The 16,385-nt window shown below is 71.3% G+C and carries 20 protein-coding genes; 10 read left to right on the top strand and 10 right to left on the bottom strand.

What is annotated here, in order from left to right:
* Window positions 1-476, top strand: a 476-nt coding sequence (locus MKK82_RS29235; RefSeq protein WP_243987660.1) for a response regulator, incomplete at its 5' end; no start/stop codon positions are given.
* Between the two features lie 64 nt (window positions 477-540).
* Here MKK82_RS29235 and MKK82_RS29230 read toward each other — a convergent pair.
* Window positions 541-864, bottom strand: a complete 324-nt coding sequence (locus tag MKK82_RS29230; protein ID WP_238289755.1) for a hypothetical protein — start codon at window positions 862-864, stop codon at window positions 541-543.
* Between the two features lie 502 nt (window positions 865-1,366).
* Here MKK82_RS29230 and MKK82_RS29225 point away from each other — a divergent pair.
* Both MKK82_RS29225 and MKK82_RS29220 read left to right on the top strand, forming a co-directional pair.
* The gene (locus MKK82_RS29225) at window positions 1,367-1,798 is read left to right on the top strand and encodes a hypothetical protein (protein WP_238289757.1); all 432 of its coding nucleotides are present in this window, start codon (window positions 1,367-1,369) and stop codon (window positions 1,796-1,798) included.
* A 354-nt stretch (window positions 1,799-2,152) separates the two neighbouring features.
* Entirely contained in the window at window positions 2,153-2,335 is a 183-nt protein-coding gene (locus tag MKK82_RS29220) for a hypothetical protein (RefSeq protein WP_238289759.1), read from the top strand.
* Here MKK82_RS29220 and MKK82_RS29215 read toward each other — a convergent pair.
* The gene (locus MKK82_RS29215) at window positions 2,332-2,514 is read right to left on the bottom strand and encodes a DUF3606 domain-containing protein (protein ID WP_003600567.1); all 183 of its coding nucleotides are present in this window, start codon (window positions 2,512-2,514) and stop codon (window positions 2,332-2,334) included. The two genes, MKK82_RS29220 and MKK82_RS29215, sit on opposite strands and share 4 nt — an antisense overlap.
* Window positions 2,515-2,881: 367 nt before the next feature.
* Here MKK82_RS29215 and MKK82_RS29210 point away from each other — a divergent pair, with 367 nt between their 5' ends.
* Together MKK82_RS29210 and MKK82_RS29205 are read left to right on the top strand one after the other, a co-directional pair.
* Entirely contained in the window at window positions 2,882-3,730 is an 849-nt protein-coding gene (locus MKK82_RS29210) for a metal-dependent phosphohydrolase (protein WP_238289761.1), read from the top strand.
* A 30-nt stretch (window positions 3,731-3,760) separates the two neighbouring features.
* Window positions 3,761-4,390: a hypothetical protein gene (locus MKK82_RS29205; RefSeq protein ID WP_238289763.1), complete on the top strand. Its 630-nt coding sequence runs from the start codon at window positions 3,761-3,763 to the stop codon at window positions 4,388-4,390.
* Between the two features lie 32 nt (window positions 4,391-4,422).
* On the opposite strand, the gene MKK82_RS29200 is transcribed toward MKK82_RS29205, so the two are convergent.
* Window positions 4,423-5,325: a LysR family transcriptional regulator gene (locus tag MKK82_RS29200; RefSeq protein WP_238289764.1), complete on the bottom strand. Its 903-nt coding sequence runs from the start codon at window positions 5,323-5,325 to the stop codon at window positions 4,423-4,425.
* Window positions 5,326-5,432: 107 nt separating this feature from the next.
* Between MKK82_RS29200 and kdgD the strand changes: the two genes are divergently transcribed.
* The 4 genes from kdgD (at window position 5,433) to MKK82_RS29180 (ending at window position 9,557) form a co-directional block, all read left to right on the top strand.
* Complete coding sequence (gene kdgD / locus MKK82_RS29195) at window positions 5,433-6,347, top strand: 5-dehydro-4-deoxyglucarate dehydratase (protein WP_243987659.1); 915 nt, start codon at window positions 5,433-5,435, stop codon at window positions 6,345-6,347.
* Window positions 6,348-6,445: 98 nt separating this feature from the next.
* A complete protein-coding gene (locus MKK82_RS29190; RefSeq protein ID WP_279603337.1) occupies window positions 6,446-7,801 on the top strand; it encodes an MFS transporter in 1,356 nt (451 codons plus the stop codon).
* A gap of 113 nt (window positions 7,802-7,914) precedes the next feature.
* Window positions 7,915-9,264, top strand: a complete 1,350-nt coding sequence (gudD, locus tag MKK82_RS29185; RefSeq protein WP_243987658.1) for a glucarate dehydratase — start codon at window positions 7,915-7,917, stop codon at window positions 9,262-9,264.
* Between the two features lie 137 nt (window positions 9,265-9,401).
* The gene (locus MKK82_RS29180; protein WP_238289768.1) at window positions 9,402-9,557 is read left to right on the top strand and encodes a hypothetical protein; all 156 of its coding nucleotides are present in this window, start codon (window positions 9,402-9,404) and stop codon (window positions 9,555-9,557) included.
* Between the two features lie 282 nt (window positions 9,558-9,839).
* On the opposite strand, the gene msrA is transcribed toward MKK82_RS29180, so the two are convergent.
* The 7 genes from msrA to MKK82_RS29145 form a co-directional block, all read right to left on the bottom strand.
* Window positions 9,840-10,358: a peptide-methionine (S)-S-oxide reductase MsrA gene (msrA, locus tag MKK82_RS29175; RefSeq protein ID WP_238289769.1), complete on the bottom strand. Its 519-nt coding sequence runs from the start codon at window positions 10,356-10,358 to the stop codon at window positions 9,840-9,842.
* A 639-nt stretch (window positions 10,359-10,997) separates the two neighbouring features.
* A complete protein-coding gene (locus MKK82_RS29170) occupies window positions 10,998-11,807 on the bottom strand; it encodes a universal stress protein (protein WP_238289770.1) in 810 nt (269 codons plus the stop codon).
* Between the two features lie 84 nt (window positions 11,808-11,891).
* Window positions 11,892-12,539 carry a BON domain-containing protein gene (locus MKK82_RS29165; protein WP_238289771.1) on the bottom strand — a complete coding sequence of 216 codons (648 nt, stop codon included), beginning with the start codon at window positions 12,537-12,539 and terminating at the stop codon, window positions 11,892-11,894.
* A gap of 277 nt (window positions 12,540-12,816) precedes the next feature.
* Entirely contained in the window at window positions 12,817-14,148 is a 1,332-nt protein-coding gene (locus tag MKK82_RS29160; RefSeq protein WP_243987656.1) for an NRAMP family divalent metal transporter, read from the bottom strand.
* Window positions 14,145-14,402 carry a hypothetical protein gene (locus MKK82_RS29155; protein ID WP_238289772.1) on the bottom strand — a complete coding sequence of 86 codons (258 nt, stop codon included), beginning with the start codon at window positions 14,400-14,402 and terminating at the stop codon, window positions 14,145-14,147. The genes MKK82_RS29160 and MKK82_RS29155 overlap by 4 nt, the downstream gene beginning before the upstream one ends.
* Window positions 14,403-14,412: 10 nt before the next feature.
* Window positions 14,413-14,628 carry a hypothetical protein gene (locus MKK82_RS29150; protein WP_238289773.1) on the bottom strand — a complete coding sequence of 72 codons (216 nt, stop codon included), beginning with the start codon at window positions 14,626-14,628 and terminating at the stop codon, window positions 14,413-14,415.
* Window positions 14,629-14,713: 85 nt separating this feature from the next.
* On the bottom strand, window positions 14,714-15,232 hold the full coding sequence (locus MKK82_RS29145) for an ion channel (RefSeq protein WP_238289775.1): 519 nt from the start codon (window positions 15,230-15,232) through the stop codon (window positions 14,714-14,716).
* A gap of 251 nt (window positions 15,233-15,483) precedes the next feature.
* Between MKK82_RS29145 and MKK82_RS29140 the strand changes: the two genes are divergently transcribed.
* Entirely contained in the window at window positions 15,484-16,299 is an 816-nt protein-coding gene (locus MKK82_RS29140; protein WP_238289777.1) for a universal stress protein, read from the top strand.
* Window positions 16,300-16,385: the final 86 nt, after the last annotated feature.

The raw sequence follows: 16,385 nt of genomic DNA, 5'->3' as shown, positions 1-16,385 counted from the left end.
TCGACGTCGCCCCGGACCAGCGACCGGAGGTTGACCGTGAGGCTGAGGCCGGCTCGCCCCTGGGGATGGGGCAGTCCCTTCTGGTGGTCGAGGACAACGTCGAGGCCGGGCGCCTCGCCGCGCAGATCCGGGAGGATCTCGGCGACCGCACGACCTGGGCGGCCAACGCCGAGGACGCGCTCGACAAGCTCGGGGCGGACGGGGCCGGGTTCGACGCCGTGTTGTCCGACGTGGTCATGCCCGGCATGGGCGGCATCGCCCTCGCCAAGAGCCTGCGCCGCCGCTTTCCCGGCCTGCCGGTCCTGTTGGCCTCCGGCTACAGCCACGTGCTGGCACGGGACGGGGTGGAAGGCTTCGAGCTTCTGCACAAGCCGTCCTCGGTCGAGCAGCCCGCCCGCATCCTGCGGCACCCGACGACCAAGCGCGCCGATGATCTCGGGGCAGATCTCGGGGCCGATCGCGGCCGGCGCGCCTGAGGGGATCGGCGGGCCAAACCGCGCCGTGCGGAGAAACCCCGGGGGCTGGCGCCCGCCCTGGGCGTCACCCCGACAGCTGGACCGGCGAGACGGCCTCGCCCGGTGACGGCTCGGCGCCGGCGGCACCCGGTTCGGGGCCGGCGACATCCTCGGCCGCGCGGGTCCGCGCCGGTCCGACGAGGCTCCCGATCCTGGTGAGGAGCGCACGATGTTCGGGCGAGCCCCGACCAGCGGCGAGGAATGCCGCGAGTTCGATGCGGGAGGCGGCACCGCCGGATGGTCCGTTCGGTTCGTGGAAGACGAACACGTCCGCCGGGTCGTCGCCCCGGCAGAGGTACCAACGGTCGTCGTTGGAGGCGGCATGGATTAAGGTGCGCTGGATCGGCATCCGATGGTTCCGAGGTCTCGATATCGCCCGTCGCCTCGACGGGCCTCCGAACCGCGACCGGCAGGCACGCCGCCCGCGGGGCACGGTTCAACGGCGGTCGGGTGGACCTGGCCGCTGGGGCGCAGGGACGTCGAAGGGTGGGGCGCGGAGGGGGGGCGTCGGGACATCGCCGGGACGCGGTGTGTCGGACATCAGGCGCATTTCCCCGGTCGCCACGACGGTTCATCGGCCGTGGGGCAGGAGGACAACGCGCCAGACACGGGAACGGCCACCCCGTCCGGTCGAACGCGCGCACGGCGGCAGGGGCGGGCGGCACGAAACCGGGGGCGAGCCGACCGAGCGCCCTCGACCGGGTGGAAGGCGTCGGGCGCGGTCCGTAACCCCACCCTTCATCGCTGATATCGATAACCGTTATCGATTACATCTGTTTGATCAATGCGCGGCGCGCCCGCATCTACGCCTCATCGAACGACGGCCCCCGTCTCACCGAGAGGATCCATCGATGACCCGCCGTACCGCCACCCGCGCCATTCCGTTCGCCGCCGCCCTGGCCCTGAGCGTCGGGGCGCTCGCGGCCGCCCCCGAGGCGACCTCCACCGGTTCCGGCGGCGCCTTCCCGATGCCGGCCGTTCTCGGTGCGGCCTACCACGTGCCGGGCGTCGCGCTCGGCGCCGCGGAGGTTCGCTCGCAGGGCGGTCTCCTCGTGCCGAACCTGACGCGTTGGCGGCGGGGGCGCGATGCGAGCGCGTCGGCTCAACCCTTCAGGACGCCTGCCGCGTTCACCGTCGCGTATCGGGATCCCCGCATCGCGACGGATGCCGCCCAGGTTCTCAAACAGGGCGGGTTCGCGACCGCGGGCGTCGTTCGCTGGTTGCACGATGCCCCGGCCACGGTCGCGGCCAGCTCGGTCACCGTCCAGCTCGGTGCCCTCTGAGGGGGCGTCGACGCCGCTCCGATCGGAGCCGGACCGTCACCGCGCACCCGCGCCGTGTCGACGCAGCAGGACCTCGCCCACGCCGAGTGGGCGGGGTCGACGCGTGCGGTTTGCCGGTCCCGGCGCCAGGATCTGCCCCGTGACCGGGTTCCCGGTGCGCCTCACCCTCGCCTGAGCCGCGGGCAGACGGCGGAACCGGGCCCCGGCCCGCCAGTCCGACGGCCCGCTTCGATCGGGCCCCCGGCCCGCGACGATCGTGCAGTCGATCCCGAGACCGCGACCCGGGCCGAGGAGAAGCTGCCGAACAGCCCGTCGCGGCTGCCGTGGGCGAGCCCCGGCCCCGCGTCGACGGTGATGCAGCCGGCCCCCTGGACGAAGAGCCTACCGGGGCCGGCCGACGCGCCGGCGAGATCCCGCGCCACCGCCCGTGTCGCCAGCCTCAACGGCCTGCAGGAGGGCGATCAGCAGGGCGATCAGGAGGGCGACGGGGAGGGTTTTGCGGCATCGCTCGTGCCGCAGACCCGCGGGCGCGCCTAACGCTTCTTGCCCAACTCGGCGGCGATGTCCTTGGTCATCCGGCCGACCTTGCGATGAGCCGCCGTCAGCTGGTCCTGCGTGACGCCCCAGCGCTTCATCCAGAACTCGACAGCCTTGCGTTCCGACAGGTCGAGCCGGTCCTTATCGATGAAGCCACGCTTGTCCTTGAGGCCGGCCATGGGTGATCCTATCGGGTTGGTGACATGCGATCTGGGAAGGACCTCGCGACCGCCCCGGCGGGGGCCGGTGCGCAGGCCTGTGAGGAACTGGAACGTCGGATTGGCCCCGTGGTTCTTCGGCACCCGACCGGGGCGGCCAGAGCGGCCCTCGACTCTACCGGCCCGCGCTTCGCTCTCGAAGACCGGTCGAGCCGGGAAATGCCCGCCACCGCGACGGCCATGGAATCCTACGCGCCAGCCTGGAAGATCAACGCCTCGACACCGGCGCGGCGTTTTCCGCAGTATGGGCTGCCGCTGACTTGATGTCATGATGCCGATCGACACGGCAGCCCGTGTCGGCGTTCGCTCGATGTGCGGGATACCGGTCATGTTCGATGTGACGAAGATGCTGGCCGACGCGCTCGGCGAGCACCTCGCGCTCACCTATCAGCGCACCTTCGGCAGTCGCGAGCCCCGTTTCGCCGAGGTGATCGAGGCGTCCGCACGTCTGACCATCGAGCGCATCGTCGGCAGCGACGCGCTCTACCACGACGGCGACCACACCGCCCTCGTCGCCCTCGTCGCTCAGGACATCCTGCGCGGCCGGTTCCTCGACAAGGGCATCACGCCGGAGGATTGGCTGCACATGATCCTGGCGGCCCTGTACCACGACATCGGCTACGTGCGCGGCGTCTGCTCGGGCGACCGGGCGAACGCCTTCGTCATCGACGCCCAGGGCACCACCATCAGTCTGCCACGCGGCGCCTCCGACGCGGCGCTGGCGCCCTACCACATCGAGCGCTCGAAGCTGGCGGTGCAGGAGCGCTTCGGCACGAATGACCTCGTCGATGCGCAGCGGGTGATGCGCGCCATCGAGCTGACCCGTTTCCCCGTGCCCGCGGACGACGAGCACCGCGAGACCGGGACCGAGGCGGGCCTGATGCGCGCGGCCGACCTGATCGGGCAACTCGGCGATCCGCTCTACCCCCGTAAATTGAACGCGCTGTTCCACGAATTCGCCGAGGTCGGCCTCGCGGACCAGCTTGGCTATGCCGGCCCGGCCGACCTCGCGGAGCGGTATCCGGCGTTCTTCTGGGGCAAGATCGAGCCGGTCATCGGGGACGCGGTCCGCTGTCTCGATCTCACGGTCGAGGGGCGGAGCTGGGTTGCCAACCTCTACAGTCATGTGTTCGCCATCGAGCATGACCGCCGCCGCATGGGTCCCCATCCCGGCTGAGTCGCCGGAGGGCGCGCGGACATATCGGTCGTGGTGACGGCCGGCGGGCTCGCGGGGGACGTCGCGGCGACCGGTCGGGCCGGAGCCGAGATCCTCGACGGCATCCGCCCCGCGCTGATCGGCCCGGCGGATGCCGTGCTCGACCGCGTTCCCGGACGCCGTCATGGTCCGAAACGCGCAGCCGCAATCCGGCCCGTCCGGCCTCCGCCCGCCCGGCGCGGGCGGAGCGAGAGGTGGACAGCAGGGAGGAAGATCGTGGGCAGGATGAGCGTGATCGGTCTCGCCGCACTGGTTCCATTGAGCCTGATGGCTCAGGCTCGGGCGGGGGAAACGCCGCCGACCACGGTCGGCGCATGCGCGCAGAGCGCGATCACCCACTTGGGGACGCGCTTCAGCGCGACGCTGACCAAGCCCGCCGAGGGGACACCCGGCGAGGGCACCAGTGTTGAACTGAAAAACGGCGTGTACGGGATCTCGTACGCGTATGTCGAAGCCATCGGGAACTCCCGCATCGGCGATCCGGTGACGACCTGCCTCGTCTCGATCCCCAAGGGCTGCCCGAAGGACGATGACAGGGGGCGCTTCTACAAGACGACGAACCTCCGCACGCTCGAATCGTGGACGCTCCCGGATTCGCAGCACATGTGCGGCGGCGCCTGAGGAGCGGGCGCCGCCGTCGCCGCGGGGGCGCGTCAGACCTCGACCGTCTCGAGCGCGATCGTGCGGACCGAGACCAGACAGGGATTGGAATTGTCACGGCGCCACGCGAGCAACAGCTCCGGCCGGGCCATCGCGGGGAGCGCGATCGGGCGCAACCTGATATCCGCCATGCTGTTCCCTCGGGTACTGGCTGGCACCAGCGCGATCCCGATGCCAGCGCCGACGAGGGCCAGCATGGCGTGGACCTGATTCACCCGCTGCACGATCCGCGGCGCCACCCCGCCGGTCTCGAACAGCCTGTCGAGCAGATCGATGAAGTACCGGCCGCCCTTGGGCGACCAGGTCACGAAAGCCTCGCCGTCGAGATCCTGAAGTGTCGGGGCGGTGCCGTTCGCCAGGCGGTGGCTGCGCGGCACCGCGAGCAGAAGCCGCTCGCTCACCAGCGGGGCCGTCGCGATCGACGATCGGGAATCCTGAAGGATCGGGGCCGGCCGCAGGATCGCGAGATCGGTGCGGTTCTCTTCGAGCGCCAGGATCTGCTCGTCCGAGACCATCTCGGCCAGCACGAGATCGACCTCCGGCAGCATCGCCCGGACATGGGCCACGACGCGGGGCAGCGTGCGGTAGGCCGAGGCCGCGGTGAAACTGAGACGGATCACGCCGCTCTCGCCCCGCGCGGCGCGGCGCGTGATGCGGGTGGCGCTCTCGGCCGCTCCCAGAACCCGATAGGCCTCCGCCAGGAACGTTCGTCCGGCAGGGGTCAGCCGGACCGTACGGGTGGTGCGATCGAGGAGCGTCACGCCGAGCGACTGCTCCAGCATCTGGATCTGCCGCGACAGCGGCGACTGCGTGAGGTTGAGCTTCGCCGCGGCCCGACCGAAATGCATCTCCTCGGCGACGGCGACGAAGCTGCGGGCATGGCCGAGATCGAACATTGATGCAGGATCCGGGATAATCCAGCCAGAATTAGCGTTGGACGCATTTAATCGCCTGTCCTAGCCCTGACGCAACGCCGAATGGCGCACATCAGGGAGTGAAACGGATGGCCACGATGCACCCGTCCGAGATGGCCCGCGCGTTGGGCTCCGGGCTGCTCTCCTTCCCGGTCACCCATTTCCGCGACGATCTCAGCTTCGACGAGAGCGCCTACCGGGACAATCTCAGTCGCTTGGCTGACTACAAGGTGTCGGGCCTGTTCGCGGCCGGCGGCACCGGTGAATTCTTCTCGCTCACGCCGTCCGAGATCGATCGCGTCCTGCGCGCGGCCGTCGAGGAGACCCGCGGCCGCGTGCCCGTCATCGCTCCGACCGGTCAGGGCACCGCCCTCGCGATCGAGCTCGCCCAGGCGGCCGAGGCCGCCGGCGCGGACGGCCTCCTGCTGTTGCCGCCCTACCTCGTCGGATCCGAGCAGACCGGCCTCGCCGCCCATGTCGAGGCGGTCTGCCGCGCGACTGCACTCGGCGTCATCGTCTACAACCGGGCCAACGCCCAACTCGATGAGTACACCCTGGCCCGCCTGTGCGAGCGCTGCCCGAACCTCGTCGGGTTCAAGGACGGCGTCGGTGACGTCGAGCTGATGACGCGGATCTATGCCGGCCTCGGGGACCGCCTGACCTATGTCGGCGGCCTCCCGACCGCGGAGACCTTCGCACTCCCGTATCTGGAGATGGGAGTCACCACCTATTCCTCGGCGATCTTCAATTTCCTGCCCGAATGGGCGCTGTCCTTCTACGAGGCGGTGCGCCGCCGCGACCGCGACGCCGTCTACCGGGAACTGCGCGACTTCGTCCTGCCCTACATCGCGCTCCGCAACCGCAGGCGCGGCTACGCGGTCTCGATCGTCAAGGCCGGCATGACCGCCGTCGGCCGCCATGCCGGCCCGGTTCGGCCGCCGCTCGTCGAACTCGCCGCCGCGGAACACGCCGAGCTGAAGGCGCTGATCGGCGTCCGCCGCTGAGCTTCCGCATCCGCGCCAAGACCGGAGCGGCCGAACCAACGGCGGCCCGACCCGACGCCCGGGCGCAACAGGGCGGCATCCATCCAGGGAGAACGTCCATGAGTGCCATGACGAGCGGCACGGCGAGCACCATGCTCGACGCGGCCGAGGCGGCGCGCCGCACCCGCGTCCGCTTTCTGATCGTGCTGATGCTGTTTGCCGCGACCACGATCAATTACGCCGACCGCGCCACCATCTCGATCGCCGGGCCCGGCATGGCCAAGGAGCTCGGTCTGACCCCGGTTCAGATGGGCTACGTCTTCTCGGCCTTCGCGTGGTCCTACGTCCTCGCCCAGATCCCGGGGGGCTGGCTGCTCGACCGCTACAGCGTCAAGTGGGTCTACGCGGCGGCCGTCGCCCTCTGGTCCGGCTTCACCCTCGTCCAGGGGGCCGTAGGCTTCTTCACCGGCCTCACCGCCGTCGTCATGCTGTTCGCCCTGCGCCTCGCGGTCGGTCTCACGGAGGCTCCGGTCTTCCCGGCCAACGCCCGGATCGTCGCAGCGTGGTTCCCGACGCGCGAACGCGGCATGGCCTCGGCCTTCTTCAACTCGGCCCAATACTTCGCCACGGTTCTGTTCACGCCGCTGATGGCGTGGATCGTCCACAATTTCGGTTGGCATCACGTCTTCACCAGCATGGGCGTGCTCGGACTCGCGTTCGCGATCCTCTGGCTGCGCGTGGTCGACAGCCCGAAGAACCATCCGTCCATGAACCAGGCGGAGCGGGACTACATCGAGGCCGGCGGCGCGCTGCTCGACATGGACGGCCAGGGTACGAAGACCCAGGGGAATGCCGGAAAGACGCTGCGCCAGCTCCTGGCCCACCGGATGCTGCTCGGCATCTATATCGGCCAGTACTGCATCACCGTGCTGACGTACTTCTTCCTGACGTGGTTCCCGGTCTACCTCGTCAAGGAGCGCGGCCTGTCCATCCTGCAGGCCGGCTTCGCCGCGGTCCTGCCGGCCCTGTGCGGCTTCATCGGCGGCATCCTGGGGGGCGTGATCTCCGATCTGCTGCTGCGGCGCGGCTTCTCGCTGACGGCGGCCCGGAAGATCCCGATCGTGGGCGGGATGCTGCTCTCGATGAGCATCATCGGCTGCAACTACGTCCAGACCGACGCGGTCGTGGTCGGGCTGATGGCGCTCGCCTTCTTCGGGAAGGGCATCGGTGCGCTCGGCTGGGCCGTCGTCGCCGACACCTCCCCGCGGGAGAGCGGCGGCCTCTCGGGCGGCCTGTTCAACACCTTCGGCAACACCGCCGGCATCACCACGCCGATCGTGATCGGCTACATCGTGCAGACGACCGGATCGTTCGACGGGGCCCTGGTCTTCGTGGGCCTGAACGCCCTGGTGGCCTGCTTCTGCTACCTTGTGGTGGTTGGCGAGATCCGCCGCGTCGAGCTCAAGGCGAGCTGACCGTCGGAACGAGACCGGTCCCAGGACGGTCCGGTCCCGTTCCGCCCCTGCTGCGCGCGCTCGGCGGAGACCGGCCGTGCCGCTCCCCGACCCGATGCTTTGAGGAGGACGCCATGCTGAACGATCAGGGCCACGCCGCGCGCCATACGCCGACGGTCACCGACATGAAGGTTGTGCCGGTCGCCGGCCACGACAGCATGCTCCTCAATCTCTCGGGCGCGCACGGCCCGTTCTTCACCCGCAACCTCGTGATCCTCACCGATTCCACCGGCGCGACGGGGCTCGGCGAGGTTCCCGGCGGCGAGGCCATCCGCAGGACCCTGGAGGATGCCCGGGACCTCGTGATCGGCCGGCCGCTCGGGGCCTGGAACGCGGTCCTCAACGCCATGCGGACCCGCTTCGCCGACCGCGACGTGGGCGGGCGCGGCCTGCAGACCTTCGACCTGCGCATCACCATCCACGCGGTGACGGCGGTGGAGACGGCGTTCCTCGATCTGCTCGGACAGTTCCTCGGGGTGCCGGTGGCCGCCCTCCTCGGCGAGGGCCAGCAGCGCGACGCGGTCGAGATGCTCGGCTACCTGTTCTACGTGGGCGACCGCACGCGCACCGACCTCGGCTACCGGGCGCCTAGCGCCCAGGACGGCTGGTTCCGGCTGCGCGACGAGGAGGCGCTGACCCCGGAGGCCGTGGCCCGCCTCGCGGAGGCGGCCTACGCGCAGTACGGCTTCAACGATTTCAAGCTGAAGGGCGGCGTGCTGCGCGGCGAGGACGAGATCGCCGCCGTGACCGCCATCCACGCGCGCTTCCCGAAGGCGCGGGTGACGCTGGACCCGAACGGCGCCTGGTCCCTCGCCGAGGCGATCCGGCTCTGCAAGGGGCAGGGCCACGTGCTGGCCTACGCGGAGGACCCCTGCGGAGCCGAAGGCGGATTCTCCGGTCGCGAGATCATGGCCGAGTTCCGCCGCGCCACCGGCCTGCCCACGGCGACCAACATGATCGCCACCGACTGGCGGCAGATGAACCACGCCATCCAGCTCGGCGCCGTCGACATCCCGCTGGCCGACCCGCATTTCTGGACGCTCGCCGGCTCGGTCCGGGTGGCCCAGCTCTGCCGCGACCACGGCCTGACCTGGGGCTCGCACTCGAACAACCACTTCGATGTCTCGCTCGCCATGTTCACGCACGCGGCCGCGGCGGCCCCCGGCAACGTCACGGCGATCGACACCCACTGGATCTGGCAGGACGGCGAGCCCCTCACCAGGGAACCCCTGGCGATCCGCGGCGGCCTCGTGCAGGTGCCGGAGCGGCCGGGCCTCGGGATCGAGCTCGACTGGGCGGCCGTCGAGGCGGCGCACGCCCTCTACCGCGATCACGGGCTCGGCGCCCGGGACGACGCGGCGGCGATGCAGTTCCTGATCCCCGGCTGGACCTTCGATCCGAAGAAGCCCTGCCTCGTCCGCTGATCGCGCCGCGACGACGGTCGGCGGGCGGCACGCCGCGGCCAGGCGAGCCTCCGGCCGGGGCTTCGGCCGGGGCTGCGCACCGCGGGGCGCCGGCCCGATGACCTGCGGCCGCGTCCCACCTGCAGGCCCGGTACCGGATGGCGTCGGACAGCGGGAAGGACGGGGTGGCGCGGCTCGCCGGGATCGAAGCGCCGGGGAGGCTGGAGGCCAGGGCCCGCTTCGCCGCATCGAAGGAGGGGCGTGCCAGGAGGAGCGCCGTCACCGACGGCATCGATCCGGCCGCGCCGGCCTGAGGCACGCAGCGCAGCCGGAATTCCCGAACGGCCGGGGTGATCGCTTCACCGGACAGGCCCGTCCGACCGGCTTCGCCCCCGCATGCGCGATCTGGGGCGGAGCCGGCGTCAGCCTTGGCACGCCGGATTCTCGCCCGCATCGCGGGCCGCCGAGCCTCCCCGCGACGAAGCAGGCGTTCTGCTGCGGGACGTAGTTCGGTCAGCCTGGCGGGGGCGCGGCCGCGACATCGCAGCCGTGCCCCCGATTCTGGACAAACCCCTCGGGACCGGGAGGGCCCAGCCTCAGCTTTCCTGCTTGGCTGGTGAGCGGACCGGTAGCATCCAGCCAGGCCTGACGAAGTGACAGGTATAACCGTCGGGACGACGCTCCAGGTAATCCTGGTGCTCGGCCTCGGCCTCCCAGAACGGCCCGGCCGCCGCCACTTCGGTGACCACCTTGCCCGGCCAGAGCCCGGACGCGTCGACGTCCGCGATGGTGTCCTCGGCGACGCGACGCTGGGCGTCGTCGACGTAGAAGATCGCGGACCTGTAGCTGAGGCCCCGGTCGTTGCCCTGCCGGTTCGGCGTGGTCGGGTCGTGGATCTGGAAGAAGAATTCCAGGATGCGTCGGAAGCTGGTTCGCTCCGGGTCGAAGGTGATCTCGATGGCCTCGGCGTGCGTGCCGTGGTTGCGGTAGGTCGCGTTCGGCACGTCGCCGCCCGTGTAGCCGACCCGGGTCGATACCACGCCTTCCCGGCGCCGGATCAAATCCTGCATGCCCCAGAAGCAGCCGCCTGCCAACACCGCTCTCTCGGTCCCCATATCGCTCCTCCGTGGACTGCCTGTTTCCCTCAGATGGGGACTGCGCAGGCGCTTTGCTCTGCGGCTCCGTACCCTCTCTCCCTGCGTCGGCGCTGCGCGTCACCCCTGTCCTCGCGTCCGCTGCCGTTTCGAACTCCGGCGCCGGCTCAAGGGGGCGTCCGGAGAGGGCTTCGGCGGCCGGGCAAATCACCGGAGAAATGGCGAATCGCGCCCGGCAGCATTCCACCGAGCGTTGCCACACCGGCCTTCTGGTGCGCCGCCCCGGCACCGAGAGCCTGCTCTCGGCCGTGACCCGGCCGGTATCTTGGACCGGGCCGCATGGGGGATCGCGGGCTGGCCGCCCCCCTGGGGAGCGGGAACGCCAGATCCGGGCCGGCGACGGGCGCGGGCGGGCGATCACCCGGGGAGGCGGGCGGCCGGACGCGGGGTTAGGCGATCGGCCCCAGCTCGACCGATCAGCGCACGCGGTCGATCCGCGCACAAGGACAGGCCTCGTGGGCGGACCCTCGAGGGATGCCGACGCCTGCCGTCCCAACCGCACGACCGACGGGCGCCGGCCCGCGGCGCTTCATCCGGCCCGCCGGCGCGGGCTGTCGCCGACCCGCTCCGTGCGCGGCTCCCATGAGGGCCTGCGCCGGATCAATGACTCATCAGACAGCAGACGGGACAATCCGCCAGCAAGTCGCGGGTGACGCCGCCGAAGGCCCATTCCCGAAGCCGGCCATGCCCGTAGCCGCCGGCGACGATGAGGTCGGCGGCCTGCTCGGAAGCCGCCTCGACCAACGCCTCGGCGGTCGAAGCGCCGTAGGCGTCTCTCTGGACCGCCGTGGCGTCGACGTCGTGTGACTGCAGGAGACCGATCAGGTCCCGCGCGTCGTCAGCTCCCTTCCCGTCGTCGATGGAGATCAGGACGACTCGCGAGGCCCGCTTCAGGAATGGCAACGCGTCGCGGACGGCGCGACGCGCCTCACGGGTGTTCTTCCACGCCACCGCGACACGCCGGGCTTCGAGGTGCTCGACCTTGGGCGGAACGACCAGCACCGGCAGGCCGAGCCGCATCACGGCATCCCCGGGGTCGATCGACGTCAGCGGGCCGCCGACGTCGCCCCGCCCCGTGACCAGCAAGTCGCCGGCGGCCGACTGAGCCGCGAGGAATGCCGAGGGACAGGCGAGCGTGGAGCGCCATTCGACCCGGCTTCGGCCCCCGACGGCTTCCTTGAACGCCGCGTGTGCCAGCCGGAGGTCGTTCAGGGCGGCTTCCTGGACCGAGGCGATGCAGTACCCGCCACCCGGGGTGGGGCCTGCGGGTGCAGGCTCATAGGCAGGCCTCTCGGCCGCAAGGCCGATCAGGCGAGCCTGGAAGTCGTCGGCGACGTGCGCGGCCAGCCGGACGCGTTCCCGCGCAGGCTCGCCGGGATCGACCGCTACCATGACGCTCGTGTAGGACATGGATCTCTCCAGCCTGATCGATATCGAGATCGGACCGCCTTCACCGGACAGGCGCGGCTTGCGGCGCCGCCGGGCCCATCCGGCTCAGGCCAGCGTGAGGTGGTCCTCGACGGCGCGCACGCCCGGGGCCGACCACGCGGCGCTCTCGGCGAGCCGGCGCTCGTGGCAGGCGTTCACCTTGCCCTCCAGGACGACCCTGCCGTCCTCGACCGTCACCTTGATCGCGTCCGCCTCGATCTCGGCGCTGCGCTTGAGCGCCGCCATGATCTTCGCGCGCACGTCGGAAACGCTCGCCTCCGGGGCCACCGCGATGGTGTTCACGATGCCCGCCACGCCCGCGAGGCGCCGGATCGCCCGACCGGCCTCCTCCTTCTGGTACTGCCAGCCCAGCGTGCCGGACAGCGTCACCCAGCCGTCCTGGACCTTCACCTGCACGGCGTTCTGCGGGACGGTCACCGACCAGTCGAGCATCTGCACGGCGCGTCGCGCCAAGTCCTCGTCGCGCGGCGGCGTCTCGTCGCCGAAGCGGACCTTGATCTCCTCGAACACGCCGCGCACGCCGCGCACCTTCTGGGCGGCCTTCTCGGCGGCGACCCGTTCCGTGTAACTGCCGACATGGCCGGTGAGCGTGACGATGCCGTTCTCCACGGCGACGCCGACATGGGCGGCGTCGATGCTCGGGTCGAAGTCCAGCTCGTCGATGATGTTCTGGCGGATCTGCTGGTCGCCCATCGCTCGTCTCCTCGATCCGGCTTCGGTCATGCCTGGTCTCGGCAGACGCTAGGCCCGGCGGGCGGAGGGACATTGATCCAGCGCAACGGCCTTGCCCGCCGCGATCCGTCCGGTCGGGGGGCAGGCGGCGTCGGTGAGGACGTCCGCCAACCGCGCAGGCCGGGCAGCGCCCGCGGCTGCGCGGGCAGCACGATCGGCTCTCACGCGCTCCCTCTCCGTCGCCCGAACCCCGTTGGAACGGGACGCGGTTGACGGGCGGTCGCCGGGCCGCGGCGCGCTAGATCAGGGGAAGCGCGGCCGTCGCCAGCATGGCGAGGACCGCGAGCAGCATGCACGCCGTGGCAACCCAGCCGAGCAGCTTGAGCCATCCCCGCACGGCGAAGGCGCCCATGACGTCGACGCGCGCCGCCGCCAGCATCATCACGACCATGATGGGGACCGCGATGACCCCGTTGACGACCGCGCTCCAGTAGAGCGCCCGGATCGGGTCGACCGCGCCGAGGCTGACGGCCATGCCGACCAGGGTCGCGAGCGCGATCGTGCCGTAGAAGGCGCGCGCCTCCAGCAGGCGCCGGCCGAAGCCGACGGGCCAGCGTCGGGCCTCCCCGACCGCGTAGGCCGCGGAGCCCGCGAGAACCGGGACCGCCAGCAGCCCGGTGCCGATGACGCCGAGGGCGAAGACCGTCGTGGAGAACGGGCCGGCCAGGGGGCGGAGCGCCTCCGCGGCCTGGGCGGAGGTCTGGATGTCGGTGGCGCCGTTCGCGTGCAGGACGGCGGCCGTGGTCACCATGATGGCGAGCGCCACCAGGTTCGAGAAGGTCATGCCCACGAGCGTGTCGACCTCGATCCTGTGCAGGGCGCCCCCGCCCTGCTCTGGCGCGTGCAGGAGATCGCGCCGGCGCGGGTAGGCGTGCAGGTCCTCGGCTTCCTCGGCCGCCTGCCAGAAGAACAGGTAGGGGCTGATCGTGGTCCCGAAGAGCGCCACCAGCGTGGTGAGGCCGCCGCCGCCGAGGTCGATGCGCGGCACCACCAGGGCCACGCCGAGGTCCCACCAGGAGACCCGGGCCAGGATCACCACGCCGAGATAGGCGAACAGGCTCAGCGTCAGCCACTTCAGGACGGCGACGTAGCGCGTGTATTGCAGGGCGAGTTGCATGAACGCGCAGGTGCCGGCGAAGAGGGCCACGTACAGCCAGCGCGGGCCCGGCAGCAGCAGGGCGAGGGCATCCGCCATGGCGCCGAGATCGGCCCCGAGGTTCAGGACGTTGGCAGCGAGCAGCAGGAGCACCACGCCCTGGAGCAGGGCGTTCGGGTAGGTTTCGCGCAGGACGCCGGCGATGCCGTGGCCGGTGGTGCGGCCGATCCGGGCCGAGACCATCTGCACCGCCGCCATCAGCGGCAGGGTGTAGAGCATGGTCCAGCACAGGCCGTAGCCGAACTGGGCGCCGGCCTGCCCGTAGGTGGCGATGCCGCTCGGGTCGTCATCGGAGGCGCCGGTGATCAGTCCGGGCCCGAGCACCCGGAGCAGGCGCGGCTTCGAGGGGCCGACGGCGGGGCTCTGAGCCTCGGGGTCGTCCGCCTCCTCGACTGTGAGGGACGGGGCACTCATGCCGCCGGCTTCGATGCCGTGGCCTTCGCTCCAGACCGGACCGTACGCGCGACCTTCAGGGCCTCCGACAGGTCGTCCCCGTCGGTGCCGTAGCGTCGGAAGAGGGCGTCCAGCCAATCCGGTCGCGCCGTCCCGGTATCCGGAAGGTCGGCGAACGGGATGTGGTACCTCCCGCCGAGCGCCTCGATGCCGTAGCCGGTGACGGCCCATTGTCGCCCCTGCCAGTGCACGGGTTCGGTCAGTCCATGGCCCATCCGCGCCTCCTCAGGCCGCCCGCTCGCTGAGTTCGGAGACCTCGCAGGTGTCCGCCCGCAGCCGCCAGTCGACGACGCCGTCCGCCTCGCACAGCATCGCCTTGGCCGTGTAGGCGGCGGCGACGTCCGAGCAGGCGACGACGACCGCCTGCCGTTGCAGGACGCGATGGTCGTGCCCGGTGTCGTCCGGGACGGTCTTGTGAAAGGTGACCAAGTATTCGCGCATCGCTCGCCTCCGCTTGCCGGTCGGGGGGCACCCTGGGACCCGCCGGGCCGGCCGGCCTTGATCCAGCGCAAGGGTGCCGACGGGCTCATGTGCCGGCCGCCGGCGGGGAGAGGGGCTTGCGACCGGCCTCCCCGTCCGCCGGGTGGCGGGCGGTCGCGGCGCGGTGGGCGTGCGCCTTCCCGTGCAGCGGCCAGTAGCGCTCCATGGCGAGGTAGGTGAACGACGCGGACCAGCCGATCAGGAGGAGGCCGTTGAGCGCCTCGACGCCCGTGAGCAGGCGGGCATGGCCGACGGGGGCGTGGTCGCCGTAGCCCAGCGAGGAGTAGGCGACCACGGAGACGAAGGCGCAGTCCTCGAGGGACGTCACAGGAACGCCCGAGAAGGCGCCAAGGCCGAGCTGCAGGACGAGCAGCCAGTAGGCCGCGGCGTAGATCCAGACCGCGGCCGTGTGCCCGGCGAACGCGGCGAGGACCACGACGACGATGCGCCAGCGCGGTGGCACCGGCAGCGCCGCGAGGTGCTCGGAAGTCAGGCGAAGGGTCTCGTAGAGAACGATGATGGTGGCGATGACGAGGACGATGCTGGCGGCCAGGACGACGAACATGGCTTCTGTCCTCGGGGGTCGGGGGATCGTGCCCGAGCTTCCCGGGGGCGGCGTTGACCTGCCTCAAGCCTGACGCCCGGCGAGCTTGATCCTGCCGGCCGCGCCCTGATCCCGGTCACCGGAGGATCGAGGGTCACGCCGACGCTCCGCCCCGCCGTGGTCCGGGGCCGGCGGATTGAGGCAGGTCAACACCGTCCCGGCCGGGTGCTCGCACCGTGACGGCCGCCCAGTCCGGGCCGAGGGAGGCTCCGATGTCCTTTGCCAGCATCATGGTCGCGGTCGACGACGGGCTGCATGCCCCGGCTCGGGTCCGGCTCGCCGCGGGGCTCGCGGAGCGCTACAGGGCCCGCGTCGTCGGCGTCGCCGCCTGCGTGCCCGATTACCCGCGGGGGTACGGCGAGACCGCCGTGCCCATGGGAATGGTCATCGAGGAGATCCGTCGGGCCGCCCTCGGCAGGCTCGACAAGGCGGAGCAGGCCTTTCGCACGGCGGCCTGCCTGATCGACCGGGTCGAATGGCGCTCCGACGTGGCGGCCCCGCGCCCGTTCCTGGAGGGACAATCCCGGGTGGCGGACCTCGTCGTTGTCGGGCGCCACGCCGACGAGGGCGTGACGCGGGGCATGGCGGCCGACGTCGGCGACGCGCTGATGGGGTCGGGCCGGCCTGTCCTGGTGGTTCCGGCCGGCCTCGAGCACCTGGAGGCCAAGCGCGTCGTCATCGGCTGGAAGAACACCCTTCAGACCCGTCGCGCCGTGTCCGACGCCCTGCCCATCCTGCGTCGGGCCGAGGCGGTCCAGGTGTTCCGGGTCGGCCCAGGCGAGGACCGCCCCGAAGTCGAGGACGTGGTCCGCTACCTCGCCCTGCACGCCGTGAATGCCAGCGCGCACCTGGCCAAGCCCTCCGGCTGGACCGTCGCCGACGACCTGAGGGGCACGACCCGTGCGTTCGGCGCCGACCTGCTCGTGACCGGTGCCTACGGCTACAGCCGCCTGCGGGAGTGGTTCTTCGGCGGGGTCACGCACGACCTGCTGGAGGAGGCCTCCGTCTGCTGCCTGATGTCTCGCTGAGGACGGGGAAGGGACCCGTCCGCCTCCCCTCGGGGCCTCGCGCCCCGAAGGATGGCGGCCGTCTCGCGGGTCGCTGGCCCGTAGCC

The organism is Methylobacterium sp. E-046, from assembly GCF_022829625.1.
GTDB classification, from domain to species: Bacteria; Pseudomonadota; Alphaproteobacteria; order Rhizobiales; family Beijerinckiaceae; genus Methylobacterium; species Methylobacterium longum.
The sequence above is the reverse complement of the archived record's forward strand: the minus strand, read 5'-3'. Positions and strand labels throughout refer to the sequence as shown.